General features: G+C 67.8%; 23 protein-coding genes and 1 pseudogene. 10 read left to right on the top strand and 14 right to left on the bottom strand.

Features of this window, described 5'->3' with window-relative positions:
• Positions 1-27: 27 nt before the first annotated feature.
• Genes ABSY19_RS13575 through ABSY19_RS13565 form a run of 3 tightly spaced genes read right to left on the bottom strand, consistent with a single transcriptional unit; the run spans position 28 to position 1,946 of the window.
• Positions 28-933 carry a DMT family transporter gene (locus tag ABSY19_RS13575; protein WP_382163485.1) on the bottom strand — a complete coding sequence of 302 codons (906 nt, stop codon included), beginning with the start codon at positions 931-933 and terminating at the stop codon, positions 28-30.
• A gap of 57 nt (positions 934-990) precedes the next feature.
• Positions 991-1,419, bottom strand: a complete 429-nt coding sequence (locus ABSY19_RS13570) for a MarR family winged helix-turn-helix transcriptional regulator (RefSeq protein WP_382163483.1) — start codon at positions 1,417-1,419, stop codon at positions 991-993.
• Positions 1,420-1,424: 5 nt separating this feature from the next.
• Positions 1,425-1,946 carry a flavin reductase family protein gene (locus tag ABSY19_RS13565; protein ID WP_382163481.1) on the bottom strand — a complete coding sequence of 174 codons (522 nt, stop codon included), beginning with the start codon at positions 1,944-1,946 and terminating at the stop codon, positions 1,425-1,427.
• A gap of 86 nt (positions 1,947-2,032) precedes the next feature.
• Here ABSY19_RS13565 and ABSY19_RS13560 point away from each other — a divergent pair, with 86 nt between their 5' ends.
• Genes ABSY19_RS13560 through ABSY19_RS13540 form a run of 5 tightly spaced genes read left to right on the top strand, consistent with a single transcriptional unit; the run spans position 2,033 to position 7,353 of the window.
• The gene (locus ABSY19_RS13560) at positions 2,033-3,085 is read left to right on the top strand and encodes a peptidase M29 (protein ID WP_382163479.1); all 1,053 of its coding nucleotides are present in this window, start codon (positions 2,033-2,035) and stop codon (positions 3,083-3,085) included.
• Entirely contained in the window at positions 3,082-3,876 is a 795-nt protein-coding gene (locus tag ABSY19_RS13555; RefSeq protein WP_382163477.1) for an alpha/beta fold hydrolase, read from the top strand. The genes ABSY19_RS13560 and ABSY19_RS13555 overlap by 4 nt, the downstream gene beginning before the upstream one ends.
• Before the next feature lie 21 nt (positions 3,877-3,897).
• Positions 3,898-5,139 carry a serine hydrolase domain-containing protein gene (locus ABSY19_RS13550; protein WP_382163475.1) on the top strand — a complete coding sequence of 414 codons (1,242 nt, stop codon included), beginning with the start codon at positions 3,898-3,900 and terminating at the stop codon, positions 5,137-5,139.
• A 34-nt stretch (positions 5,140-5,173) separates the two neighbouring features.
• Positions 5,174-6,430, top strand: coding sequence for an acyl-CoA dehydrogenase family protein (locus ABSY19_RS13545; RefSeq protein WP_382163474.1), 1,257 nt, complete (start codon positions 5,174-5,176; stop codon positions 6,428-6,430).
• Positions 6,431-6,471: 41 nt separating this feature from the next.
• Entirely contained in the window at positions 6,472-7,353 is an 882-nt protein-coding gene (locus tag ABSY19_RS13540) for a M14 family murein peptide amidase A (RefSeq protein WP_382163472.1), read from the top strand.
• Positions 7,354-7,357: 4 nt separating this feature from the next.
• Here ABSY19_RS13540 and ABSY19_RS13535 read toward each other — a convergent pair whose 3' ends face one another.
• Entirely contained in the window at positions 7,358-8,305 is a 948-nt protein-coding gene (locus ABSY19_RS13535; protein WP_382163470.1) for a LysR family transcriptional regulator, read from the bottom strand.
• 102 nt (positions 8,306-8,407) lie between these two features.
• Here ABSY19_RS13535 and ABSY19_RS13530 point away from each other — a divergent pair, with 102 nt between their 5' ends.
• Positions 8,408-9,574 carry a mandelate racemase/muconate lactonizing enzyme family protein gene (locus ABSY19_RS13530; RefSeq protein WP_382163468.1) on the top strand — a complete coding sequence of 389 codons (1,167 nt, stop codon included), beginning with the start codon at positions 8,408-8,410 and terminating at the stop codon, positions 9,572-9,574.
• On the opposite strand, the gene ABSY19_RS13525 is transcribed toward ABSY19_RS13530, so the two are convergent.
• The 3 genes and pseudogenes from ABSY19_RS13525 to ABSY19_RS13515 form a co-directional block, all read right to left on the bottom strand.
• The gene (locus tag ABSY19_RS13525) at positions 9,543-9,905 is read right to left on the bottom strand and encodes a hypothetical protein (protein WP_382163466.1); all 363 of its coding nucleotides are present in this window, start codon (positions 9,903-9,905) and stop codon (positions 9,543-9,545) included. The two genes, ABSY19_RS13530 and ABSY19_RS13525, sit on opposite strands and share 32 nt — an antisense overlap.
• Before the next feature lie 19 nt (positions 9,906-9,924).
• Positions 9,925-11,261, bottom strand: a pseudogene (locus ABSY19_RS13520) (hemagglutinin).
• A 700-nt stretch (positions 11,262-11,961) separates the two neighbouring features.
• The gene (locus tag ABSY19_RS13515) at positions 11,962-13,314 is read right to left on the bottom strand and encodes a D-amino acid dehydrogenase (RefSeq protein WP_382163464.1); all 1,353 of its coding nucleotides are present in this window, start codon (positions 13,312-13,314) and stop codon (positions 11,962-11,964) included.
• Positions 13,315-13,465: 151 nt separating this feature from the next.
• Between ABSY19_RS13515 and ABSY19_RS13510 the strand changes: the two genes are divergently transcribed.
• Positions 13,466-14,395, top strand: coding sequence for a LysR family transcriptional regulator ArgP (locus ABSY19_RS13510; protein ID WP_382163462.1), 930 nt, complete (start codon positions 13,466-13,468; stop codon positions 14,393-14,395).
• Positions 14,396-14,494: 99 nt separating this feature from the next.
• Positions 14,495-15,142, top strand: a complete 648-nt coding sequence (locus tag ABSY19_RS13505) for a TetR/AcrR family transcriptional regulator (RefSeq protein ID WP_382163460.1) — start codon at positions 14,495-14,497, stop codon at positions 15,140-15,142.
• Positions 15,143-15,210: 68 nt separating this feature from the next.
• Here the strand turns inward: ABSY19_RS13505 and ABSY19_RS13500 are convergent, their stop codons facing one another.
• From ABSY19_RS13500 to ABSY19_RS13490, 3 genes are all read right to left on the bottom strand, one after another.
• Complete coding sequence (locus ABSY19_RS13500) at positions 15,211-15,633, bottom strand: universal stress protein (RefSeq protein WP_291120438.1); 423 nt, start codon at positions 15,631-15,633, stop codon at positions 15,211-15,213.
• 69 nt (positions 15,634-15,702) lie between these two features.
• Positions 15,703-16,500, bottom strand: a complete 798-nt coding sequence (locus ABSY19_RS13495; protein ID WP_382163458.1) for a metallophosphoesterase — start codon at positions 16,498-16,500, stop codon at positions 15,703-15,705.
• Between the two features lie 23 nt (positions 16,501-16,523).
• Positions 16,524-17,471: a LysR family transcriptional regulator gene (locus ABSY19_RS13490; protein ID WP_382163456.1), complete on the bottom strand. Its 948-nt coding sequence runs from the start codon at positions 17,469-17,471 to the stop codon at positions 16,524-16,526.
• 165 nt (positions 17,472-17,636) lie between these two features.
• On the opposite strand from ABSY19_RS13490, the gene ABSY19_RS13485 reads away from it, so the two are divergent.
• Positions 17,637-18,212, top strand: coding sequence for a hypothetical protein (locus tag ABSY19_RS13485; RefSeq protein WP_382163454.1), 576 nt, complete (start codon positions 17,637-17,639; stop codon positions 18,210-18,212).
• A 127-nt stretch (positions 18,213-18,339) separates the two neighbouring features.
• On the opposite strand, the gene ABSY19_RS13480 is transcribed toward ABSY19_RS13485, so the two are convergent.
• A complete protein-coding gene (locus tag ABSY19_RS13480) occupies positions 18,340-20,199 on the bottom strand; it encodes a phosphoenolpyruvate carboxykinase (GTP) (protein WP_382163452.1) in 1,860 nt (619 codons plus the stop codon).
• Between the two features lie 369 nt (positions 20,200-20,568).
• Positions 20,569-20,712 (bottom strand): hypothetical protein, encoded by a 144-nt coding sequence (locus ABSY19_RS13475; protein ID WP_382163450.1) that lies wholly within the window; start codon positions 20,710-20,712, stop codon positions 20,569-20,571.
• A gap of 171 nt (positions 20,713-20,883) precedes the next feature.
• Between ABSY19_RS13475 and ABSY19_RS13470 the strand changes: the two genes are divergently transcribed.
• A complete protein-coding gene (locus ABSY19_RS13470; RefSeq protein ID WP_382163448.1) occupies positions 20,884-21,471 on the top strand; it encodes a GNAT family N-acetyltransferase in 588 nt (195 codons plus the stop codon).
• Positions 21,472-21,490: 19 nt separating this feature from the next.
• On the opposite strand, the gene ABSY19_RS13465 is transcribed toward ABSY19_RS13470, so the two are convergent.
• A complete protein-coding gene (locus ABSY19_RS13465) occupies positions 21,491-21,919 on the bottom strand; it encodes a PaaI family thioesterase (RefSeq protein WP_382163446.1) in 429 nt (142 codons plus the stop codon).
• A 4-nt stretch (positions 21,920-21,923) separates the two neighbouring features.
• Positions 21,924-23,384 carry a mechanosensitive ion channel gene (locus ABSY19_RS13460; RefSeq protein WP_382163444.1) on the bottom strand — a complete coding sequence of 487 codons (1,461 nt, stop codon included), beginning with the start codon at positions 23,382-23,384 and terminating at the stop codon, positions 21,924-21,926.
• Between the last annotated feature and the right edge of the window lie 55 nt (positions 23,385-23,439).

The following is a 23,439-nucleotide window of genomic DNA, read 5'->3' as shown; positions in this document are numbered from 1 at the left end:
GCGCCCCGGGCCGCCGAAAGGCCTCGTTCAGCGCCGCCGGCTCACCAGCACGATGCCCAGCGCCACGCCCACCAGCGCCACCACCAGCTGCGGCGTGAGCGGCTCGTTGAGCAGCACCACGCCGAACACCAGCGCGAACACCGGGGTGAGAAAGGTGAAGGTCGACATCTGCGTGGCGGGGTAGTGCCGCAGCAGCCACATCCAGGTGAGGTAGCTCGCGAAGGCGCCGACCACGGTCTGGATGCCCAGCGAACCCCAGGCGCGCGCCGAGTAGTCGAGCGACCACACCTCGCCCAGCGCGAGCGAGATGAAAGGCGCGACCACCGCCGTCACCGCCACCTGGTAGAACAGGGTTTTCTCCGCGCTCGCGCCCGAGAGCTTCGTGGCGCGGATGGTGAGCGTGGTCAGGCCCCAGAGCGTGCCGGCGGCCAGCGCCATCGCGTCGCCCAGCCACGCGCCGGCCACCGGCGAGCCGTGCATGAAACCTTCGCTGAAAGCCAGCGCCACGGCGGCGAAGGCGATCACCAGGCCCACCCACTGGATGCGCCGCAGCCGCTCGCCTGGCACCACGCGCGGCAGCAGCAGCGCCACCACGAAGGGGCTGGTGTAGAGGAACACCGTGAGGCGCGAAGCGCTGGTGTGCAGCAGCCCGAGGTAGATGAAGGCGAACTCGCCGGCGAACAGCGAACCCGCGAGCAGGCCGGCCTTGAGCGTGCCGTCGCGCGCGAACAGCGGCACACCGCGCGCCTGGCACCAGGCCCAGATGAGCACGGCCGCGCCCCAGAAGCGCAGCGAGGCCTGCCACAGCGGCGGCACCTCGGCCACGGTGTCCTTGATCAGGATCTGCTGGAAACCCCAGAAGGCGCAGCACACCACGAGCAGGGTGATGGCGAGGGAGTCGAGGTGGGTCTTGCGGTCGGCCGGTGAAGTCATGCCGGCGATTGTCGGCGCGCGCCGATGTCCCGGCTGTCGCGTGGGCTTCGTGCGGGGTCAGCCGGGCTGCGCGAGCCGGCGCAACTGGTCCTTGAGCCGGCGCACCTCGGCCGCGCTGAGGGTGCCGAGCACCGCCGCCTCGTGCTCGCGCGCCTGCGCGATCAGCGGCGTCACCTTCTTCTGGCCGGCGGGGGTGATGTTCACCAGCGTGCGGCGCTGGTCGGCCGGGTCGTCGCGCAGCGCCACCCAGCCCTGAGCGGCCAGGCGCTGCACGAGCTTGGTCACGGTGGGTTGCTGGCTCAACACCTCGAACGCCAGCTGGCCCACCGGCATGGGTGGACGGCCGGTGAGCGTGGCCAGCACGCGCCATTCGATGCTGCTCAGGCCGGCCTCGCGCACCACGGCGTCGAAGTCCTTGAACAGCGCATGGTTGGCCTGCCCGAGCAGGTAGCCCAGGTAATCATCCGTGAAGCGCTCCGCCGTCATCGCCTTCAGAGCGGGTGCTCGGTGTAGAAGCGACCGCCGTGGAACAGCAGCGGCGAGGCCTCGGGCCGATGCCGGCAGCGCTCCACCTCGCCCACGAAGATCACGTGGTCGCCTTCGGCGTACTGGCTGCGGTTGAAGCACTCGAAGCTCGCGGCGGCGCCGTCGAGCAGCGGCGCGCCGCTGGCCCCGCTGGTGAAACCCACGCCGGCCCAGCGGTCGGTGTCGCGCGAGGCAAAGCGCTCGGCCAGCGACTGCTGGTCGGCCGCGAGCACGTTGATGGCGTAGTGCCGGCCATTGGAGAACGCGGCCATGGAGCCCGCCACGCGCGCCAGGCTCCAGAGCACCAGCGGCGGCGACAGCGAGACCGAGTTGAAGGAGTTGGCCGTCAGGCCCACGAGATCGCCGCTGTCGGTGCGCGCGGTCACGATGGTCACCCCGGTGGCGAACATGCCCAGCGAGGCGCGGAACTCGTGCGCCGAAAAGTCAGGGGGCCGGGCCTGGTGGCCGGCGGAGCGGGCTGGGGACATGGTTGGAATTTATATGAAAATTCATGAATAATGGCAATGCCGGCTGCAAGACCCTGACGCGGTCCGGCCCAAGACAAGGAAAGCCCATGCTGCAGGAGCGGACCGAACCCGCCTGGATCGATGCCTTCGAAACCGTGCTGCGCCGCTGCGCGGTGCAAACCGGCGATACGGTGGCCATTCTCGGCGAAAGCCAGAGCCGGCCCGTGCTGATGGAACTGGCGCGGCTCGCGGCGGCCCGCCTGGGGGCGCGCAGCTTCACGCTCACGCTGCCCTCGGTGTTCAGCACCGGCGAGCCGGTCTCGCGCTCCACCGGCGCCAGCCCAGCCCTGCAGCAACTCGCGCCGGTGATCGCCGCGCTGTCGGGTTGCACGCTGGTGGTGGACTGCACGGTCGAGGGCCTGATGCACGCGCCCGAGTTGCCCGCCATCCTGAAAGGCAATGGCTTCACCCAGCCGCGCGTCGTCTACGTGAGCAACGAACACCCCGAGGCGCTGGTGCGGCTGCTGCCCGACGACGCGACCGAGGCTCGCGTGAAGGACCACGTGAAACGGGTGCGCGGCGCCCAGGCCTTGCGCGTGAGCTCCGCCGCGGGCACCGACCTCACCATCTCGCTGCAGGGGGCGGTGGTGGGTGGCAACTGGGGCAGCACCACACGCGCCGGCACGCTCACGCACTGGCCCGGTGGCATGGTGCTGGCCTTTCCGGCGGCCGGCAGCGTCCACGGCACGCTGGTGCTGGCCGAGGGCGACGTGAACCTCACCTTCAAGCGCTACATCGAGCGCGCCATCACAATGACCATCGAGAACGACCACGTGACGCGCATCGACGGCAGCGGTGTGGACGCCGAGCTGCTGCGCAGCCACTACGCGGCCTGGAACGAGAAGGAGGCCTACGCGGTGAGCCATATCGGATACGGCCTCAACGAAGCCGCGCGTTGGGACAGCATGGCGCTTTACGACAAGCGCGATTTCAACGGCACCGAATTGCGCGCCTTCGCGGGCAACTTCCTCTACAGCACCGGCGCCAACGAAGTGGCCGGGCGCCACACGCGCGGTCACTTCGACTTCCCCCTGCGCGGCTGCACGGTGGCGCTGGATGGCAGCGTGGTGGTCGATGCCGGCCGGGTGGTGGCCGCATGATCCCGCGCTTCACGACCCTGGGCAGCGGACCCACCGTGCTGATGCTGCACGGCATCGGCGGCGGCCATGTCGCGTTCGCGCCGCAGGTGGAAACGCTGGCCGCCGCGGGTTACCGCGCGGTGGCCTGGGACATGCCGGGCTACGGCCACAGCGCGCCCATCGAGCCCTACACCTTCAAGGGCCTGGCGCAGAGCTGCATCGACCTGATCGACGCGCTGCAATGCGAGCACGTGGTGCTGCTGGGCCACAGCATGGGCGGCATGGTGGCGCAGGAGGTGGTGGCGCGCCGGCCCGAGCGCGTGAGCCGGCTGGTGCTCTGCGGCACCTCGGCCGCCTTCGGCAAGCGCACCGACGGCCGCAGCGCCGATGCCTGGGCGCAGCAGTTCATCGCGCAGCGCACCGCGCCGCTGGACGCGGGCCAGAGCATGGCCGAGGTGGCGCAGCGGCTGGTGCCGCAGATGGTCGGCCCGGGCTCCCTGCCCGAGGGCCTGCGCCTGGCCGAGCACTGCATGGCCGGCGTGCCCGCCGCCACCTACCGCCGCGCGCTGGACTGCCTGGTCACCTTCGACCGCCAGGCCGCGCTGGGCGACATTCGCGTGCCCACGCTGCTGATCGGCGGCGAGTTCGACCGCGTGGCCGCGCCCGCCGTGATGAAGCAGATGGCCGAGGCCATTCCCGACGCGCGCTATGCCGAACTCAAGGGCATCGGCCACCTGATGAACCTGGAGGCGCCCGACGACTTCGACGCGCTGCTGCTCGACTTCCTGGCGCAGACGCGCGTGCTGCACTGAGCGGCACATCCAAGGCGGTCCATGCGGCGAATCCACCTTGCTCTGGCCACCGCTCTGGTGCTGGCCGCGCTGGGGGCCGGGGCCGAGCCCGACGAGGCGCTGCTGGGCAAGGCCCAGGGGTATCCGGTGGGCAACGCCACCACCTGGGGCAACAACCCCTACCGCGTCGGTTCCTGGTCGGCGCTGGACCGCGTGCCGGGCGTGCACGTGGCCCGGGTGGCGCCGGCATCGCACGCGCGGCCGCTGCCCGCCATGGCCGCGCCGCCCGCCGTGCACTACCGCCACCGCGAGCACAGCTACTCGCTGGACGACTACCTGGAGCACCAGCGCGCCACCGGCCTGCTCATCCTCAAGGACGGGCAGATCGTGGCGGAGCGCTACCGCTACGGCCGCGAACCCGGCGCGCGCTTCCTGTCCTTCTCCATGGCCAAGAGCGTGACCTCGCTGCTGGTGGGCATCGCCCAGGCCAAGGGCCTCATCGCCTCGCTGGACGACCCGGCGGAGAAATACGCCCCCGCGCTGGCGGGCACGCCCTACGGCGCCACGCACCTGCGGCACCTGCTCACCATGACCTCGGGCCTGCAGTTCAGCGAGCGCTACGACGGCAACGACGACGTGACGCGCCTGGCCGTGGCCTTCATGCAGTCGCCCCGCGGAGCCATGGAGGTGTTGCAGACCATCACGCAGCGCAACGCGCCGCCCGGCGAGCATTTCGCCTACGCCAGCGGCGAAACCGAGGTGCTGGGCTACGTGTTGCGCGGCGCCACCGGCCAAGGCCTGGCCGCGCTGACCCAGGCCTGGCTGTGGCAGCCCATGGGTGCCGAGCACGAGGCGTTCTGGCGCACCGGCGGCGACGGACAGGAAGGCGCCTTCGCCTTCTTCAACGCCTCGCTGCGCGACTGGGGCCGCCTGGGCGTGCTGCTGGCCGACAACGGCCGCGTGGGTGAGCACCAGGTGGTGCCGCGCGACTACCTGATGGACGCCACCGACGAGTACCGGCAGAGCCACGCGCTGCGGCCCGGCCGCAGCATCCCCTATTACGGCTACGGCTACCAGTTCTGGCTGCTGCCCTTCAAGGAGCGCACCTTCCTCATGCGCGGCGTGCACGGGCAGCACCTGTTCGTGCAACCCGCCAGCGGACTGGTGATGGTCGTCACCTCGGCCTGGGAGCACCCCGGCGGTGGCGGGGACGACAACGCCCGGGCCGAAACCGACGCGCTCTGGCGCGGCGTGCTGGCCTCGCTCGGCGGGCGCATCGACTGATCCTTCTTCCCCCTCGTTTTCAAGGGACACACCCATGGACGCCTTCCCCTCCCTGAGCTTCACCCCCGCCGTGGGCGACCTGCCCTTCACCCCGCTGCAACGCGAGATGCTGCAGCGCGCCCACACGCTCGGCCGCGACCGCTTCGCCGCGCGCGCGCCGCAATGGGACCGCGAGGCGAGCTTCCCGTTCGCCAACTACGACGACCTGCGCGAGGCCGGCTTCCTCCGACTGTGCGTGCCCACCGCGCACGGCGGCCTGGGCGCCGACTACGCCACCTACATGATGGTGGCCGCCGAGATCGGCCGCTTCTGCGGCGCCACCGCGCTCACCTGGAACATGCACATCTGCAGCACCATGTGGACTGGTGTGCTGGCCGACGGCATCGCCATGACCGAGGCGCAGCGCGCCGAACACCTGGCGCGGCGCGAGCTGCACTTCCAGCGCATCGTGAACGAGGGCGCGGTGTATGCGCAGCCCTTCAGCGAAGGCAGCGCCGCCGCCGCCGGCCGCGCGCCCTTCGGCACCACCGCGAAGAAGGTCGAGGGCGGTTGGCTGGTCAACGGCCGCAAGATCTTCGCCAGTCTCTCGGGCGCGGCCGACTACTACGGCATCCTCTGCACCGAAGACAAGGGCGACGACCACCCCGACGCGCGCGACACGCTCTACATCAGCGTGCCCGCCACCAGCGCGGGTTTTTCCATCAGCGGCGAATGGGACCCGCTGGGCATGCGCGGCACCGTCAGCCGCAACCTCGCGTTCAAGGACGTGTTCGTGAGCGACGCCGAACAGCTCATGCCGCGCGGCATCTACTTCAAGGGCGCGCAGACCTGGCCCGCCATGTTCTTCACGCTCTCGCCCACCTACCTGGGCATCGCCACCGCGGCCTACGACTTCACGGTGAAGTACCTGCGCGGCGAGGTCGAGGGCGAGCCGCCGGTGAAGCGCCGCCAGTACCCCACCAAACAGATCGCGGTGGCGCAGATGCGCATCCAGCTCGAAAGCATGAAGAGCCTCTTCCAACGCGCCATCACCGAGGCCAAGCCCAACCCCACGAAGGACGAGAAGCTGCGCCTGTACGCCGCCCACTACAGCGTGATGGAAGGCGCCAACGACATCGCGCGCCTGGCCATCCGCACCTGCGGCGGCCAGAGCATGATGAAACACCTGCCGCTGGAGCGCCTGTACCGCGACAGCCGCTGCGGCGCGCTCATGCTGCCCTGGACCGCCGAACTCATCCTCGACCGCATGGGGCGCGAGACGCTGTACGAGGCCGGCGAGCGCGACGAATGAAACAGGAACGAATGGCGGGGCCGGGCTCCTAGAATGCCGGGATGTTCCAAGCCCGCCGGTTCCCTTCCGTTCTGCCGCTGTGCCTGGCGCTGCTGGGCCTGTTGACCACCCCCGCCCAGGCCGCGCCGGCCCACCCCTGCGAGGCCCTGGTCGCGCGCCTGCCCAATCTCAAGCGGGCGCTGTGCGACGCGGCCGAACTCAAGGCCACGCCCGGCCGCTCGGTGCAGGGCCGCACGATCTACGCGCGCGACGTGAGCGCGCCCGACGCGAAGCTGCGCGTGCTGGTGGTCGGCGCGATGCACGGCGACGAACTCTCGTCCGCCGCCGTGGCCCTGCACTGGATCCAGCATGCGGTGCAGATGCCGGCCAACGCGCACTGGCGCTTCATCCCCGCGCTCAACCCCGACGGCCTGCTGGCCCGCCCCGCGCGGCGCACCAACGCCAACGGCGTGGACCTCAACCGCAACTTCCCCACGCCCAACTGGCAACGCGAAGCCAAGGTGTACTGGGAGCAGCGCACCCGCAAGGACCCGCGCCGCTGGCCGGGCTCGAGCCCGCTGTCCGAGCCCGAATCGCGCTTCCTGCACGACGAGATGGCGCGCTTCCAGCCCCACCTCATCGTCAGCATCCACGCGCCCTATGGCGTGCTCGACTTCGATGGCCCGGGCGTGCCGCCGCCCAAGCTCGGGCGCCTGTACCTCGACCAGGTCGGCATCTTCCCCGGCAGCCTGGGCAACTACGGCGGCGTGCACCAGGGCATGCCGGTGGTCACGGTCGAACTGCCCAGCGCGCTGCGCACGCCGCTGGACGCCGAGATGCGCCAGATGTGGATGGACATGCAGCGCTGGATGGGCGAGCGCCTGCGCCCCGAGGACGCCGCCCCGATCGTGCTGCCGGTGAAGACCGCCCGCAAGACCGGCTGAAGGGTCAGGGCGCGGGGGTGGCCGCGTTGCCGCGCACCAGCGACCACAGCGCTTCGGCCGACTCGGTCATCTCCATCGGCTGGCGGTACAGGCGGATCTGCATCGCCAGCGCCCATTCCTCCCCACCGGCGACCACGAGCTGACCGCTCGCCACCTCGGCCGCCACCAGGCTGCGCGGCAGCCACGCAATGCCCCGGCCTTCCAGCGCCATCGCCTTGAGCACCACCGCGTGGTGCGCGGCGAACACCGTGTGGTGGGGCACCTCACCACCGAGCAGCGGGCGCAGGCAGGCCTGCAGCATGCGGCCCAGGCCCGACGAGGCGTGGTACGCGAGGATGGGCAGGGGCTCCTGCGCGGGCGTGGGTTCGCCCAGGCGGAAGGCGGGCGTGCCATCGGGCCGCGCGGCCGCGACGGGCAGCAGCGTCTCTTCACCGATGGGGTGCATGGGGTGGCCCGAAGCCTCCAGCCGGCCCGGCACCTCGGGGTGCCCATAACAGAGCAGGAACTGCACACTGCGCTGCAGCATCAGGTCTTCGCAGGCCTCCAGGTTGTTGGAATGCATCTGCACCGTGCGCGGGCCCAGCGTCTGCTCCACGCGCGAGAACCACGGAGGAAAGAACGCCAGCGACAACAGGTGCGTGGCCGCGAAACGCAGGCCGGCGGCGGCCTCGTCATGCGCCGCGCGCGCCAGGCTGCGCGCCGACTCCAGCCGGCCCAGCAGGTCTTCGAGCAGCGGTTTGAAACGCTGGCCGGCCGGCGTGAGCACGGCGGGGTGCGCGCTGCGGTCGAACAGCGGCACGCCCGCCCACTCTTCGAGCGACTTGATGTGGCGGCTGAACGCCGGCTGTGCGATGTGGCGCGCCTGCGCCGCGCGCGAGAAATTGCCGCTCTCGGCCAGCGCGAGGAAATCCTCCAGCCAGTCGAGGTCAAGGGGTCGGTTGCCGGGGCCCATGGGCGAAGAGATAGTTGTATGCGATTCGGGTATTGGACGCTGCGCGGCCCGCCGGGAATGATGCCACCCATTCCTTCCTTCTCCACCCCTATCAGCCGCACCATGAAAATCGTCGACATCGCCGAATCCACCCGCCCCATCAAGTCGGACATCCGCAACGCCTACATCGACTTCTCCAAGATGACCCTGAGCCTGGTGGCCGTGGTCACCGACGTGATCCGCGACGGCAAACCCGTGATCGGCTACGGCTTCAACTCCAACGGCCGCTACGGCCAGGGCGGCCTGATCCGCGACCGCTTCCGCCCGCGCGTGCTCGAAGCCGACCCGGCCAGCCTGCTCGACGCCACCGGCGACAACCTCGACCCGCACAAGGTCTGGGCGCAGATGATGATCAACGAAAAACCCGGCGGCCACGGCGAACGCTCGGTGGCCGTGGGCACCATCGACATGGCCGTGTGGGACGCCGTGGCCAAGATCGCCAACCAGCCGCTGTACCAGCTGCTCGCCGAGCGCCACGGCCGCGGCACACCCAACCCGCGCGTGTTCGTCTACGCCGCCGGCGGCTACTACCACCCCGGCAAGGGCCTCGATGGCCTGCGCAAGGAAATGGAAAGTTACCTGGAGCGTGGCTACTCGGTGGTGAAGATGAAGATCGGCGGTGCTTCGCTTGCCGACGACTGCGAGCGCATCGAATCCGTGCTCAAGATCCTCGGCCCCGGCCAGCAGCTCGCGGTGGACGCGAACGGCCGCTTCGACCTGAAGACCGCGATCGACTACGGCAAGGCGATGTCGCAGTACCCGCTGTTCTGGTACGAAGAAGCCGGCGACCCGCTGGACTTCGAACTGCAGGCCGAACTCGGCAAGGTATATGCCGGCCCCATGGCCACGGGCGAGAACCTGTTCTCCATGCACGATGCGCGCAACCTGATCCGCCACGGCGGCATGCGCCCGGACCGCGACTGGCTGCAGTTCGACTGCGCGCTCAGCTACGGCCTGGTGGAGTACCTGCGTACGCTGGAGATGCTCAAGCAACACGGCTGGTCACCCAGCCGCTGCATCCCCCACGGCGGCCACCAGATGTCGCTCGCCATCGCGGCCGGCCTGGGGCTGGGCGGCAACGAGAGCTACCCGGATCTGTTCCAGCCTTACGGTGGCTTCCCTGATGGGGTGAGGGTGGAGCAGGGTTACGTGACCCTGCCCCCGCTGCCGGGGATCGGCTTCGAGGGCAAGTCGGATCTTATTTCGGAGATGCGGGCGCTGGCTTCGTGAGGTGGGGTGTGAAGTCCAGCACCTTGAGTGAAGGACGTCGCGCTGTTGACGGCGTCGCTTCGTGGACCACTTGCCCTTTGACCTTCACGACCTGGTTTTGATGGTTTTCGGCCTCGGAACGGTGCAAGCCCAGAAGCTCCCACTGTTCCTTGTCGGAAACCACAACCACGGCTTGCACGAAGGGTTCGTTCCCTTTCAACACCAGCGTGCCTTCGATTTCGGTCGTGCCGGCGTTCGCCACACCGCCTTGACAGGCAACGGCCAGTGGCAAGCTGGCTGTGACCGCGAGAGAGGCCAGCCACCGGCGCATCGACGGGATGTTCTTCAGCATCGCTGGCGCTCCAGGGCTTTCAGTGAATGACCACGGAGAGGGATGCACCCGGAGGAACTCTCACCGAATCGATGTAGGTGCCGGTGACGCGTTGCCGCACGACAGGCAAGGTGGCAAGCGACTTGATCTGTGTGGGGGCTGACGAAGGCAGAACCCGCTGGCTCTTGAAGGCGAACGCATTGATGGCGGGAACACTGAAACCGCTTTCCGATCGCGCCGGGAATCCGTAGCCGGTCGGCGCACTGGCCGCTGGCAGCACGCCTGCCGCGCTCACGGTGAAGCGCCGGAACTGCTGCGCCAGCGAGGACGTGGGTGCCGCCACCTTGATCGCGGCGTCCAGCGCAAGGAGGGAGTTGGCCTGGGACTGCGTCAGCAGGTTTTTGAAGAATCCCACGCCCAGTTGCCGCACGAGGAACCCGCCGAACGATCCCGACACGGAGTAGCTGTCGCAACTGCCCGAATAGGGTGTCCACGTCGTCAACGGGCATTGGAAGGACGAATACCCCAGACCATTGCCGCCGAGGTACTGGGGCAGGCGCAGGTCCCGGATGGGGTTGAAGGTGGTCAATTGATTGGCCACCAGATCTTCCATGGCCACGGCGCTCATTTCATTCAGCCAGGTGTCAAAAGCATGGCTGAAACTCATTCCGATGCCACGTCGATAGAAGTTGCTCATGTGCATCAACTCATGGGCCAGGGTGAGGATGCCGCTTTGCAGACCCGTGCTGCCGTCGCGGTACAGGGTCTCGGTGTCCAGGTAGATCGAAAGAGACTCGTTGCTTGTAGTTATCGCACTCTTGAGGAAGTTGTTAATGGCGTAGAAATAACCGACGGTGCCATAGGCGTTGCCGTTGTTGTCAAGTTGAGCAAGACGATGTCCAGCGGGCGGTTGGTGTTGTCGATCAGTTCGCTGTAATTGTGTGCGCCCCACAACGGCCCTCCCACCGAAAGCAGGCTGTCGTACACGCCATTGGCCTGCGTGAGCTTGGTGGCCAAGGTGTCCAGGATGGCGTCGGTGATTTTGGGTGTGGCGTATTCCGAGGTTTCCACCCAGAAATTGACCTGTCGGCCGTCGGACGCCACCACTTGCTTGATCAAGGTGGTGGCTCGGTTGGTGGTATCGGTGTGCCTGAACGGCTGCGTGTCGCCCACGACGTGGACCGTTGAAGCTTGCGGGCCGCTGATCAGCGAGCGAGCGCGACCTTGTGCATCAAGGATCGCCTGATGCCACCCGGCGCGATTGAACTCCGCAATGCTTGCTTTCGTCGGATCTTCCAGTTGCGACGCAGATGCGGTGAACAGATCGCTGGCGGAGAAGTTGGGGATGGAGCCCGACGGGAGCGGCACGGCGGCCATGCTTTCGTTGGTCAGGATCAGCTGCACGTCCTGTCCGGCCAGGCCCGAGATCGAGATGGGAATGTCCTTGGCGGCGCTGCCCGAGTTGGTGGTCTGCCAGATGCCCGTCCCGCTGCCCGCGTACGTCGTGGCGCTGGTGGCGGCACAGGACTGACAGGCAGGCTCAACGGCGCTGATTGGGCTGCTCGGAGAAACCGGAGAAGAATTGCCGCCTCCACTCGGAGAGGCGCTGTCTCCACCACCACCGCCACAACCGGCGATGTGCAGTGAAATCAGGAGGGCAGACAGAAGTGCAATGCGTTGCTGAGATATGGATAGATTGACCATAAAAGTACGTGCGAATTCAAACTACTGTCTTGTGAACAGTGGTTGATTTTGAGAATGTGGAGTGTCCGTAGACGTTGACTTCAACCCCGATGCATGAGCGAGGTTGAGGCACGGCGATATGCAGCCATGCAATGCAGTGCGGTTGAATTAAATCAAGCGTTGATGTTTCCTCCCTCCCTGCGCAATCGCGAGTGACATCGACCCTTTTGGTCGGTCATGCACGCGTTTTGTGAAGTTGTTTGCGCGACGGCAAATTGCCTTCAGGCAGTTTGCCGGGAGTGAGTCGTCGCCAGTGCAGGCGGGGACGAAGAATCGCTATGAAGGAACAAGGCGTCCCTGCGAAGGAAGCAATGGCAAAAAGGCGGAAGCGGGCTCAGCCCCGCGAAGTCGCCTGCAACCGCCGCACGCCAGCCGGCGCGGTCGCCTTCGTGCGGGTTCCCATGCCCTGGAACCCGAAGTTCATCGCCGGTTGTTCACCGTGGATGAGTTCGGCAATCGCTTTGCCCGAGCCCGCGCCATGCGTCCAGCCCAGCGTGCCGTGGCCGGCGTTGATCCACAGCTTGCGCAGCTTGGTGCGGCCGATCAAGGGGATGTTCGTCGGCGTGGCGGGGCGCAGGCCGCACCAGAACTGCGGGTCACCGCCTTCGTCGGCTGTGCGGGTGTCGGCCACACCGGGGAACACTTGCTCGATGCGGCGCACCAGCATGTCGCAGCGCTTGCGCGCCAGCGGCGTGTCGAGCGAGAGATCGAAGCCGCCGAGTTCGATGGTGCCGGCCACACGCAGCTGGTTGCCCAGCCGCGAGACAGCGCATTTCATCTGGTCGTCGAGCAGGCTCACCGAGGGCGCGCGCTCGGGGTGCAACAAGGGCAGGGTGGCGCTGTAGCCTTTGCCGGGGTAGATCGGCACGTTCACACCCACCGAGGCGAGCAGCGGCGTGGAGTACGAGCCACAGGCCACGACGAAGGCGTCGGCCTTGAGCACGCTGGCCAGGCCGGTGATGCGGTCGCGCACGCGCACCTGGCGCACTTCGCGGCCGTCGCTTTCCAACTGCTCGATGTCGTGGCCGAACAGCAGCCGTGCGCCGCGCTGGCCGCACAGGGCCGCGAGTTGCTGCGTGAACACGCGCGCGTCGCCCGATTCGTCGCTCTGGGTGTAGGTGCCACCGACGATGCGATCGCCAAAGGCCTGGAGCGCTGGTTCGATGGCGAGCAACTCTTCGCGAGTGACCACGCGGCGCTGCACACCGAAGCGCTGCATCACCGCGGCCGCGTCGGCCGCGCCATCGAAGGATTTCTGGTCGGTGTAGTAGTGCGCGATGCCGCGTTCGAGGCGGTTGTATTCGATGCCGGTCTCGGCCACCACGTCCTTCAGGGCCGCATGGCTGTAGGCGCCCAGCGCCACCAGTTGCGCCACGTTGCGCACGAAGGCCTTGTCGTTGCACTGGGCCAGGAACTGCAGGCCCCAGCGCCATTGCGCCCAGTCGAGCTGCGGGCGGAACAGCAGCGGCGATTCGTCGGAGAACATCCACTTCAGGGTCTTCAGTGGCGCGTCCTTGTTGGCCCAGGGTTCGCAATAGCTCACCGAGATCTGCGCCGCGTTGGCGAAGCTGGTCTCCAGCGCGGCGTCCGGCTGCCGGTCGACCAGGGTGACCTCGTGGCCTCGCTGCAGCAGGTGCCACGCCGTGCTGACGCCGATGATGCCCGCGCCCAATACCGTGACTTGCATGATCCGCTCCACAAAAAGGGATGGTGAATGCGCCGCAGTATGGAAAATATCGGGTGCTTGGTGAAGTGAAATTAAACTAAAATCGCATTCATCAGAACGACTTATGTGCAGGCCACAAGCCGCGCACGCCGCTCTCTGCCGGAGGTTTCCCATGAGCACCTTTGATCCAGACGCCCTTGAATGCCTGGCCGCCATCATCGAAGAGGGCGGTTTCGAGCGCGCCGCGCAGCGCCTCTCGATCACGCAATCCGCCGTCTCGCAGCGCCTGCGCGCGCTGGAGGCGCAGGTCGGCACGGTGCTGATCGTGCGCAGCCGCCCGCTCAAACCCACGGGGGCAGGGCAGCTCATGCTCAAGCACGCCAAGATGATGCGGCTGCTGCGGGCCGATCTGGAGAAGGACCTCAAGGAGCTCGCGCCCAGTTCCACCGGCAACGGGCGCGACGACGAGCGCATCTCGGTGGCGATCAACGCCGACAGCATCGCCACCTGGGCCTTGCCCGCGCTCGACGCCCTGGCGCAGGGCGGCCTGCCGATCGAGATCATCACCGACGACCAGGAGTTCACCCACGAGTGGCTGCGCGAAGGCCAGGTGCTGGGCTGCGTGACCTCGCTGGGGCAGGCCTTGCGGGGCTGCAAGATGGAAGCCCTTGGCACCATGGACTATGTGGTGGTGGCGCAAGCCGCCTACGCCGCCGAGCATTTGCCCAAGGGCCTGAACGCGCACAACTTCCACAAGGTGCCCTTCGTGGCCTTCAACCGCAAGGACAACCTGCAGCACGGCTTCGTGTCCAAGGCCTTCGGTCTTTCGCGCGTGATGCTCAAGCAGTTGTTCGTGCCGTCCAGCGAAGGCCAGGTGCGCGCGGTGATGGCGGGCTGGGGCGTGAGTGTGTTGCCCGAACTGCGCGTGCGCGACCTGTTGGCCCGCGGCGAGCTGGTGAACCTCGCGCCGCGCCATCGGCTGGGCGTGGCCCTGCATTGGCATTGCTGGAACCTCAATTCCGACGTGCTCGATGCGCTGAGCACGGCCCTGCGCCGCGCCGCCGCCCACAACCTTCGAGGCGTCGAGGCGGTGGCGGCCTGAGGTCGGAAAACCCGTTCGGCCGAATGGTGACTCGCCGGTCATGATGTCGACGCATGCGTCGATCTGATGCAGAATCCGGGACCAGTTACAAGGGCTTCCATGGTCAGCGCCGTCGCCAAATCCCCCGTTCTTCCGGTTCCCAAGCGCAGTTTCCGCGCGCAGATGCACCTGGCGCGCGAGGACGCGATCATCACGGCGGTGAACCGCCTGCTGGCCGAAAAGGGCTTCGAGGCCATGACCCTGGACGAGGTGGCGATCGAGGTCGGCATCGCCAAGGCCAGTCTTTACAAGCATTTCTCCAGCAAGGAAGACCTCGCGGCGGCGGCCATGGTGCGGGTGATGGAGCGTGCCCTGGCGTTTCTTGACAAGCTGCAGGGCGAGTCCACCGGCGCGCGACCGATCGACCAGCTCAAGGCCGTGGCGCGCTGGACGATGGAAGTGCAGTTGGCCGGTGAAATGCCGTCGCTGCCGAGCGAGAACTCCAGCCTGCGCGCCGCGCTGACCACCAACAAGGCCTATGTGGATGGCCTCATGGAGGTGAGCGAGCGCCTGGGCGCCTGGATCACGGCGGCGCAGGCCGACGGCAGCCTGAACCCGGCCCTGCCGCCCATTGCCGTGCTCTACACCTTGTACGCACGTGCCTGCGACCCGGTGCTTGGTTTCCTCAAGGGCAGCGAGCAGTACGACAACGAGCAGATCATCCAGATGGTGCTGAGCACCTGTTTCGACGGGCTGCGGGCGCGCTGACGGCGCTGGCCGCACGACCATGAAAAAGGGCCGCGGATGCGGCCCTTTCTGCGTGAGCGCGGGGGATGTCAGCGCACCAGCAGCACCGGCACGCCACAGTGGGCCAGCACCTGCGTGGCGACCGAACCCATCACCAGGTTGCCCAGGGCGCTGTGGCCGTGCGAACCCATCACCAGCAGGTCGAACTTGCCGCCGTCGGCCGCCTTGGAAATCTGTTCGCCGGGCGAGCCGACCTTGTGGATCGCCTTGGCATCGATGCCATGGCGCTTGAGGAACTTGGCCACCGTGCCGGTGACCTTGGCGGATTCTTCCTCGTAGTACTCGTTGGCCGCCGCGGCGCCCACGGCCGCGCGTGCGCGGGGAGGCAGCGGGGCTTGCACGGTGATCATCGAGAAGCTGTTGTTCGAGCCGAACATCTCGCCGTGCGTGGCCAGGTAGGCCAGCATCTTCTTGGTGTAGGCGCTGCCATCGACAGCCAGCAGAATCTTCATAGGTTCTCTCCTTCTAGGTTGAATCAGTGCGCAGTGTATGTCCTTGGCGCATAAGGACCTTGCGCTGGCTCAAACCGCGGCAAGGCCCGGCCGCGCCGGCACGTCGATCAGCTGGTCCGGCAGAAAACCGTCCTGTTCGTTCTTCACCGCGTAGCCCAGCGGGTTGGCCACGATGCGGCAACGCCCGACCTGCACGTCCGTGGGGCAATGCAGGTGCCCGTGCAGCCAGAGGTCGGCCTGCGGCAGCCAGGCGTCCAGCCCGTTGCAGAAGCCGGCCGTGCCCGGGCTCAGGCCGTAGCGCGGGTCGGCGCTGTGCAGGGTGGGCGCGAAGTGGGTGACGACGACGGTGGGGCCGTCGAACGGTTCGGCCAGGGCGCCGCGCAGCCAGTGCTGACACTCCAGGGCGAGGGCGCGCATGGCTTCGGCGTCGAACAGTTGCCCGTCGCGCTGGCCGGCCATCTTGACGAGGTAGTGGTTGGCGGCGCGGTAGGCCTTCTCGCGCTCGCCGAGCACGTCGTAGTCGCTCCACAGCGTGGTGCCCACGAAGCGCACGCCCTGCATCACGCGCGTCTCGCGCTCCAGCCAGATCAGGCCCAGGCGCTCGCAGGTCTCGCGCAGGCGGTCGTGGGCGTCGTCCACATCGAGCGCGTCGTATTCGTGGTTGCCCGGCACGAACAGCACCGGCACCGGCCAGTCGGCAAAACGGCCCAGGCCCCAGTCGGCTTCGTTCATGGCGCTGCCGTCGCGGCGCAGCTGGTACGAGCCGACATCCCCGGCCAGCACCAGCAGGTCGGCGCCCGGTGCCGGCATGGGCACAAAGTCGGGGTTGGCTTCGAGGTGCAGGTCGCTGAGCAGCTGGAGTTTCATGCGCGCATTGTGGTCCAGGGCGCTCAAGCCTTGGGCTTGCGGGGGCGTTGCGGCGGTGGTGCGTTGGTGGGTGGGGCAGGGCGAAAACCGATGTTGGCGGCGCGCGCCACCGTCTCCCGCAGCCAGCGGTGCGCGGTGTTCTGCGTGGCTTGGCGGTGCCACAGCGAGTCCACGTGCACGGGGGGCACCTGCAGGGGCAGGTCGCACAGGGCCAGTTCGTGCTCCATCCCGGTGGCGCCGACGAAGTGGCGCGGCAGCACCGTGAGCAGGTCGGTCGTGGCCACCACCCGGCCGGCGGTGAAGAACTGGTTGACGGTGATCACGACGCGGCGCTGGCGCGAGACGGCCGCGAGCGCCTCGTCCACGAAACCGAAAGGGCGGCCCGAGAAGCTCACCAGCATGTGGCGCGCATCGCAATAGCTGTCCAGGCTCAGGGGCTGGCCGGCCAGCGGGTGCCCGCGCCGCATGACCACCACGTACTCGCCGTCGTACAGGCGCTGGTGGTGAAAGTGCGGGTCGTTTTCCTGCAGGTGCATGGCGCCCAGTTCGGCCAGCACGCCGGGAAAGTGCCCGATCGCCAGGTCCACCGTGCCCGACTCCAGCAGACCGCGCGGGTCGCGCGTGGTCAGCGGCAGCACGCGCAGGTTCACGCCGGGCGCCTCGCTTTCCAGCAGGTCCATCAGCCCGGGGATGAGCTTGGCGGCGGTGGCGTCGGCCATGGCGAGCACGAAGGCGTTGCGCGCGCTCGCCGGGTCGAAGGCGCCCGGGGCGAGCGACTCGCGCAGCATGTGCAGGGCATCGCGCACCGTGGGCCACAGGGCCAGCGCCACCGGCGTGGGCTCCACGCCGTAACCCGAGCGGCGCACCAGCTCGTCGCCCATCACCTCGCGCAGGCGGCGCAGCGCATTGCTCACCGCCGGCTGCGTCATGGCCAGGTTGTGGGCCGCGCGGGTGAGGCTGCGCTCGGTCATCACCTCGTCGAAGACGCGCAGAAGGTTCAGGTCGAGGGTGCGGAAATTCAGGCCATTTATCACCCGGGTGAATATAAGACATCACAAAGATAAAGTGGCTAAATACTAGTGCAAACCCTAATATTCGCTTGTCCAAAAGACATTTTTCTATTTCTGGAGTTCGCCATGAGCACATACGCATCCCTTCCTTCTGCCCCGCTGGGCCTGCGCCCGGCATCCACGCCCGCGCACAAGGGTGTCGACGGCATTCAGCGCCGCAACGACAGTGCGCGTGGTCTTTCCGTCATGCTGCTGGCCGCCGTCGTGGCCGCCATGGTCGTGGTCGCCGATCGCCTGATCAGCACCTGGGCCGACGGCCAGCTGTTCCTGGCCTGGGTCTTCCTGTGGGTCGTGGTCTTCGCCGGCATGGCCCTGTTCGCCGACACGGCCCGCTCGCTGGCCCGCCGCGCGGTGGTTTCGCTGGACGGCTGGTCGCAAGCCCTCGCCGAAGCGCGCGCCGAAACCCGTCTCTGGGAAATGGCCCGCATGGACCACCGTCTGATGAACGAGCTGATGGCCGCCCGCGCCCGCGCTGCGGACGAGAGCGAAGTCGAGGCCCCGGTGGCGCAGGCGACGTCCTTCACCGAAGCCTTGGAGCCACTGGGTCTGCCCGAAGCCACCCAGGCCGCTGAACCGCAGGTGGGCTACTGGGAACGCCTGGGCACCGCCCGCGCGCGCAACCGCCTGATGTACTACATCTGAGCGTTCCACGCGTCCACAAAAAAGCCACCGGGTCCGGTGGCTTTTTTTTGCCCTGGCCGGTGGGTCCGGGGCGCGCCGGTGGGCCGCAGATCGTGCGGACCACCGGTGTGATCGGGTGCGGCCTGTCTCAGGCCGCCAGGCGCTTCTCGATCTGCGCTTTGGTCTCCTCGAGTTCCCGGGGCAAGTGGTAGGCCAGCTGGGTGAACAACTCGGCGTGCAGCTCGAGTTCCTGGGCCCAGGCGGCGCGGTCGATGTGGGTCACGGTGCGGTACTGGTCGGCGGAGAAGTCCAGGCCGTTCCAGTGGATGTCTTCGAAGCGCGGGCTCACGCCGAAGGCGTGTTCGGTGCCGGCGCCGGCCTGGCCTTCGAGGCGGTCGATCATCCACTTGAGCACGCGCATGTTCTCGCCGAAGCCGGGCCAGACGAACTTGCCGGCCTCGTCCTTGCGGAACCAGTTCACGCAGTAGATCGCCGGCAGCTTGGCGCCCTGGCTGGCCAGCTTGCCGCCCACGTCGAGCCAGTGCTGGAAATAGTCGCTCATGTTGTAGCCCGTGAAGGGCAGCATGGCGAACGGGTCGCGGCGCACCACGCCTTGCGCGCCAAAGGCGGCGGCGGTGGTTTCCGAACCCATGGTGGCGGCCATGTAGACGCCTTCGGTCCAGTTGCGGGCCTCGGTCACCAGCGGCACGGTGGTCGAGCGGCGGCCGCCGAAGATGAAGGCGTCGATCGCCACGCCCTTGGGGTCGTCCCAGGCCGGGTCGAGTGCGGGGTTGTTGGTCGCGGCCACGGTGAAGCGCGCGTTCGGGTGGGCGGCCTTGGCGCCGGTTTCCTTGGCGATCTGGGGCGTCCAGTCCTTGCCTTGCCAGTCGATGGCGTGGGCCGGGGCTTCGCTCATGCCTTCCCACCACACGTCGCCGTCGTCGGTCAGCGCGACGTTGGTGAAGATCACGTCGCGGTCCAGGCTGGCCATGCAGTTCGGGTTGGTCGCCGTGTTGGTGCCCGGCGCCACGCCGAAGTAACCGGCTTCGGGGTTGATGGCGTACAGGCGGCCGTCCTTGCCGGGCTTGATCCAGGCGATGTCGTCGCCGATGGTCGTCACGCTCCAGCCCTCGAAGCCCTTGGGCGGGATCAGCATGGCGAAGTTGGTCTTGCCGCAGGCGCTGGGGAAGGCGGCGGCCACGTGGTACTTCTTGCCCTGGGGGTTGGTCACGCCCAGGATCAGCATGTGCTCGGCCAGCCAGCCCTGCTGGCGGCCCATGTTGGACGCGATGCGCAGCGCAAAGCACTTCTTGCCCAGCAGGGCGTTGCCGCCGTAGCCCGAGCCGTAGCTCCAGATCTCGCGCGTCTCGGGGTAGTGCACGATGTACTTGGTGGTCGGGTTGCAGGGCCAGGCGGTCTGATCGGTTTCGCCTTCGGCCAGCGGTGCGCCCACGGTGTGCACGCAGGGCACGAACTCGCCGTCGGCGCCGAGCACGTCGAACACGGCCTTGCCCATGCGGGTCATGAGCTTCATGTTGACCGCCACGTAGGCGCTGTCGGAGAGCTCGATGCCGATGTGGGCGATCGGGCTGCCCAGCGGGCCCATGCTGAACGGCACCACGTACATGGTGCGGCCGCGCATGCAGCCGTCAAACAGCGGCTGCAGGGTCGCGCGCATCTCGGCGGGCGCCTTCCAGTTGTTGGTCGGGCCGGCGTCTTCCTGCTTTTGCGAGCAGATGAAGGTGCGGTCTTCCACGCGCGCCACGTCCGACGGGTCGGAGCAGGCGAGGAAGCTGTTGGGGCGCTTGACCGGGTCGAGCCTCTTGAGCGTGCCGGCGTCGACCAGCTGCTGGCACAGGCGGGCGTACTCCTCCTCGCTGCCATCGCACCAGTAGATGCTGTCGGGCTTGCACAGGGCGGCCATGTCGGCCACCCAGGCGATCAGCCGGGCGTTCTTGACATAGGAGGGGGTGTTGAGGGCCAGGCCCTGCATCACGGGTGAGTTCATGGAGTCGCTCCAGAAGTTTGTAAACCGGCATGCCTCAGAGACACCGACAGCCGCGGGCGTCATGCAGATGACGGGGCGGCTGTCCAAGGGGTCCCTTTGGCGAAAAAGGGCGGTCGGCGCGTGGGGGGCTGCGGTGCGGATGGCGGGGCAGCAGGGGGAGATGAAACCCGGGTCGGTGGATCCGGGCTTGATCAGCGTGTCGGCCAATGCCCCGATTTTAAGAAAGCGACCGCTCCGTTACGAGGTGGTTACATGCTAAACCCGCATAACGTGATGCATTAAACGGTTGGGCCGGGTGTCGGGCCGGGCGCCCAAAAAGAAAGGCCGAAGGCCCCGGCGGGCGTTCGGCCTGGCGGAACCCGGGTGGGTTCAGGCCATGTAGATCGCGATGAAAGCGAGCAGGAACATCAGCACGCCACCGGCGACCGGCAGCACGACGGGCATGTAGGGGACGATGGATTCCACCATGTCCTGGGGCTGGTCGTGGGGGGTGTGCTGCTGGTGCTGGGCCATGTGACGCTCCGTCGAAGGTTCAAAACTCCCGGGATTTTACGGGATGCGGCCGGCCGCGGCCGCAAGGCGGCGCCATGCCCCCGAACCGTCTTGTCGCTTCACGGCACTTCAGGGGGTTTCGGCGCACGTCCTTCCTGTTGGGGACCTGCTCGTCTTTGAACGGGATCTTTCATGACCATTTCCATGCCCTTCCTCCGCACCGGCGGTTGCTCCAGCTGGGACGAGGTTGCAGACCACACGCCTCACCCGCTGGAATGGCATGCCGGCGCCGATCTCACGGTGTCGGTCGAGACCGAGCTGCGGGCGTTCTTCTTGTGCGCCGTTGACAGGGACTCGTGGAATCAGCGCTACGCGCTCCGCCACTCCGAGGAGGGCGTCGACAAGCTGCTGGGCTCCCTGCGGTCGAAGGGCTGTCACCTTCTTCTGGCGCGCGATGCCAAGGGCGTCTGCATCGGTGTGTTGGACCTCCATGTCCAGGACGACGAGGCGGAGGTCGGCTTGATCTTGGCTTCCCACCAGCAGCGCCGCGGTCATGGCACGCGCATGGCCCGGGAGGCCGAGGCCTTCGCCCGCTCGCAGGGCCTGCAGCGCCTGCTGGCTCTTCCCCAAGGCATGGGCGTGCCCGCTTTCCTGGCCAAGCTGGGTTTTTCGCCCTGGCCCCGAGAAGACGGCCGCCACGAACGGCTGGTGACGCCGGCGCCGTCAACCGGTGAAGAACTCGGCCTGACCGAGCGGGATCTGGGGTGCATCGTCTTCTGACGATTCGTCGCGGCTTTGTTCAGAGCAGGGCGTACGTCGTGCTCGCGCGGCACACGCTTTTGCCGTCGCTGGCCCCGGTGATGTCGATCTCGCCGAACACCAGGTTCTTGCCCGCGCGCACCACGCGCGCGGTGATGCGCGCGTCCTGACCGGAGAGCGGCTTGAGGAAGCTGGTGTTGAGCTGCACCGTGGTCATGGGCCGGCGGGTGCCGAGCTGGGTGACGATGGCCAGCACCATGGCGGTGTCGGCGCCCGCCATCATGGCCTGGCCGCACAGCATGCCGCCCACGCGCGAGAGCTGGTCGCTCTGCGGCAGGCGCAGGGTGACTTCACCGTCGGCGAAGGACTCGACCCGCAGGCCCATGGCCTGGATCCAGGGCGCGAACCAATCGGCCAGCAGGCCTTGAAGCAAGTCAACGGTGACGGGGGTCTCGGGGTTCTGCGTCATGCGCTCAGTCCTCGCGGCGGAATTTGGAGAGCCAGTGGTCCATCAGCTTGCCGGCGGCTTCGCGCCCACCCAGGCCGAAGGACAGCGCCACGGCCACGGCCACCGCGCCCAGCGTGAGGCCGAAGGCCAGGTTGACGATGTCGTCGGCGATGCCCATGGCGCGCAGGCCCATGGCGATCACCAGCGCCAGGATGGCGTAGCGCCCGATGCGCGCCAGGCCCTTGGTGCCGGGGCCGCTCGCGCGGTCGATGGCGTCGTAGGCCAGGTTGGCCAGCCAGAAGCCGATCACCAGGATGGCCGAGCCCAGCAGGATGTCGCCGCCGAAGCGGATGAAGCTGGCCACGATGTTGCTGACCTGCCCGAAACCGAGCTGCGCGGCCGCCTCCACGGTGGCGAACAGCATGGCGAAGAACAGCACCACCCGGCCCACGGCGGTGGAGGCGCTGGTCTTTTCGAACGCGTGGGCCATGTTCACGCGCGCGGGCAGGGTGTCGAAGCCCAGCGTGGCCAGCAAGGTGGCCAGCAGCTTGCTGGCAAACGAAGCCACCAGCCAAGTGACGACCAGGATCAGCGCGGCGGCGATCAGGTTGGGCACGGCCTGCAGCAAGGTGTTGAGCATGTCGGTGGCCGGGCGCGAGATGGCTTCGATCTTCAGCGCGTCGAGCGCGGCGATCAGGGACGGCAGGAACACCGCCACGAACACCAGCATGCCGATCACCCGCGAGAGCTGCACCGTGTCGGCCAGCCCGGCGCGGCTGCCGAGCTGGTCGACACCCGCCGTGCGGCTCAGGTGGGTGGTGAGGTTGCGCAGCACCGTGGCCACGATCCAGCCCACGCCGCCGATCACGAACGCGGCCACCGCGTTGGGCAGCATGTCCAGGGTCTTGGTGACCATGGCGCGCAGGGGGTCGAGCAGGCCGTCCATCTGCAGCGCGCCCAGGATGGCCGGCACGAACAGCAGGATCACCAGCCAGAACAGCGCGCCCGCCAGACTGTCGCTGATGGGCGCCATGTCGGCGTGTTCCGAGAGCTTTTCGTCGAGCGTGGTCTTGTCCAGCAGCTTCTGTGAGAGCGCGCGCACCACGCCGGCCACCAGCCAGGCCACCAGCGCGAGCAACAGGCCGCCCAGCAGGCGCGGCGCATATTCAAAGAGCTGGGTGGTGAAGACCGAGAACGGGCCGGAAACGATGGCGAGGTTCAGTGAGTTGAACACCGCCACCAGGGTGAGCAGGATCACGATCCAGAACAGCGCGAGAGCGACCGCGCCCTCGATGTCCACGCGCGTGTTGGTGAGTTTGCCGAAGCGGTGGTTGACGCCCACGAAGCCCAGGCTCTTGCGCGTCGCGGCGCGCACCAGCACCGCGATGAGCCAGCCCAGGATGAAGATGGCGAGCGCGCCGAGCAGTTGCGGGATGTGGGTGCCCAGCGTGCTTTGCAGCGAGTTCCACAGCGTGTTGGTGTCCATGCCCTACCTCCTGTCGCGTTGGCCGTTGATCGGCCGATGATGCCGGAGGCCTTGC

Source organism: Hydrogenophaga sp. ANAO-22, from assembly GCF_042466645.1.
Taxonomy (GTDB): Bacteria; Pseudomonadota; Gammaproteobacteria; order Burkholderiales; family Burkholderiaceae_C; genus Hydrogenophaga.
Note: the sequence above shows the minus strand (reverse complement) of the source record. Positions and strands in the feature narration are given on the sequence as shown.

What these genes read in the sequence shown, in the direction of transcription:
- ABSY19_RS13470 (WP_382163448.1), top strand. Translation starts at nt 20,884, where the DNA reads ATGACCATTTCCATGCCCTTCCTCCGCACCGGCGGTTGCTCCAGCTGG.
- ABSY19_RS13515 (WP_382163464.1), bottom strand. Translation starts at nt 13,314, where the DNA reads ATGCAAGTCACGGTATTGGGCGCGGGCATCATCGGCGTCAGCACGGCG.
- ABSY19_RS13460 (WP_382163444.1), bottom strand. Translation starts at nt 23,384, where the DNA reads ATGGACACCAACACGCTGTGGAACTCGCTGCAAAGCACGCTGGGCACC.
- ABSY19_RS13500 (WP_291120438.1), bottom strand. Translation starts at nt 15,633, where the DNA reads ATGAAGATTCTGCTGGCTGTCGATGGCAGCGCCTACACCAAGAAGATG.
- ABSY19_RS13560 (WP_382163479.1), top strand. Translation starts at nt 2,033, where the DNA reads ATGCTGCAGGAGCGGACCGAACCCGCCTGGATCGATGCCTTCGAAACC.
- ABSY19_RS13570 (WP_382163483.1), bottom strand. Translation starts at nt 1,419, where the DNA reads ATGACGGCGGAGCGCTTCACGGATGATTACCTGGGCTACCTGCTCGGG.
- ABSY19_RS13480 (WP_382163452.1), bottom strand. Translation starts at nt 20,199, where the DNA reads ATGAACTCACCCGTGATGCAGGGCCTGGCCCTCAACACCCCCTCCTAT.
- ABSY19_RS13540 (WP_382163472.1), top strand. Translation starts at nt 6,472, where the DNA reads ATGTTCCAAGCCCGCCGGTTCCCTTCCGTTCTGCCGCTGTGCCTGGCG.
- ABSY19_RS13490 (WP_382163456.1), bottom strand. Translation starts at nt 17,471, where the DNA reads ATGACCGAGCGCAGCCTCACCCGCGCGGCCCACAACCTGGCCATGACG.
- ABSY19_RS13525 (WP_382163466.1), bottom strand. Translation starts at nt 9,905, where the DNA reads ATGCTGAAGAACATCCCGTCGATGCGCCGGTGGCTGGCCTCTCTCGCG.
- ABSY19_RS13495 (WP_382163458.1), bottom strand. Translation starts at nt 16,500, where the DNA reads ATGAAACTCCAGCTGCTCAGCGACCTGCACCTCGAAGCCAACCCCGAC.
- ABSY19_RS13510 (WP_382163462.1), top strand. Translation starts at nt 13,466, where the DNA reads ATGAGCACCTTTGATCCAGACGCCCTTGAATGCCTGGCCGCCATCATC.
- ABSY19_RS13530 (WP_382163468.1), top strand. Translation starts at nt 8,408, where the DNA reads ATGAAAATCGTCGACATCGCCGAATCCACCCGCCCCATCAAGTCGGAC.
- ABSY19_RS13565 (WP_382163481.1), bottom strand. Translation starts at nt 1,946, where the DNA reads ATGTCCCCAGCCCGCTCCGCCGGCCACCAGGCCCGGCCCCCTGACTTT.
- ABSY19_RS13505 (WP_382163460.1), top strand. Translation starts at nt 14,495, where the DNA reads ATGGTCAGCGCCGTCGCCAAATCCCCCGTTCTTCCGGTTCCCAAGCGC.
- ABSY19_RS13465 (WP_382163446.1), bottom strand. Translation starts at nt 21,919, where the DNA reads ATGACGCAGAACCCCGAGACCCCCGTCACCGTTGACTTGCTTCAAGGC.
- ABSY19_RS13545 (WP_382163474.1), top strand. Translation starts at nt 5,174, where the DNA reads ATGGACGCCTTCCCCTCCCTGAGCTTCACCCCCGCCGTGGGCGACCTG.
- ABSY19_RS13575 (WP_382163485.1), bottom strand. Translation starts at nt 933, where the DNA reads ATGACTTCACCGGCCGACCGCAAGACCCACCTCGACTCCCTCGCCATC.
- ABSY19_RS13535 (WP_382163470.1), bottom strand. Translation starts at nt 8,305, where the DNA reads ATGGGCCCCGGCAACCGACCCCTTGACCTCGACTGGCTGGAGGATTTC.
- ABSY19_RS13555 (WP_382163477.1), top strand. Translation starts at nt 3,082, where the DNA reads ATGATCCCGCGCTTCACGACCCTGGGCAGCGGACCCACCGTGCTGATG.
- ABSY19_RS13485 (WP_382163454.1), top strand. Translation starts at nt 17,637, where the DNA reads ATGAGCACATACGCATCCCTTCCTTCTGCCCCGCTGGGCCTGCGCCCG.
- ABSY19_RS13475 (WP_382163450.1), bottom strand. Translation starts at nt 20,712, where the DNA reads ATGGCCCAGCACCAGCAGCACACCCCCCACGACCAGCCCCAGGACATG.
- ABSY19_RS13550 (WP_382163475.1), top strand. Translation starts at nt 3,898, where the DNA reads ATGCGGCGAATCCACCTTGCTCTGGCCACCGCTCTGGTGCTGGCCGCG.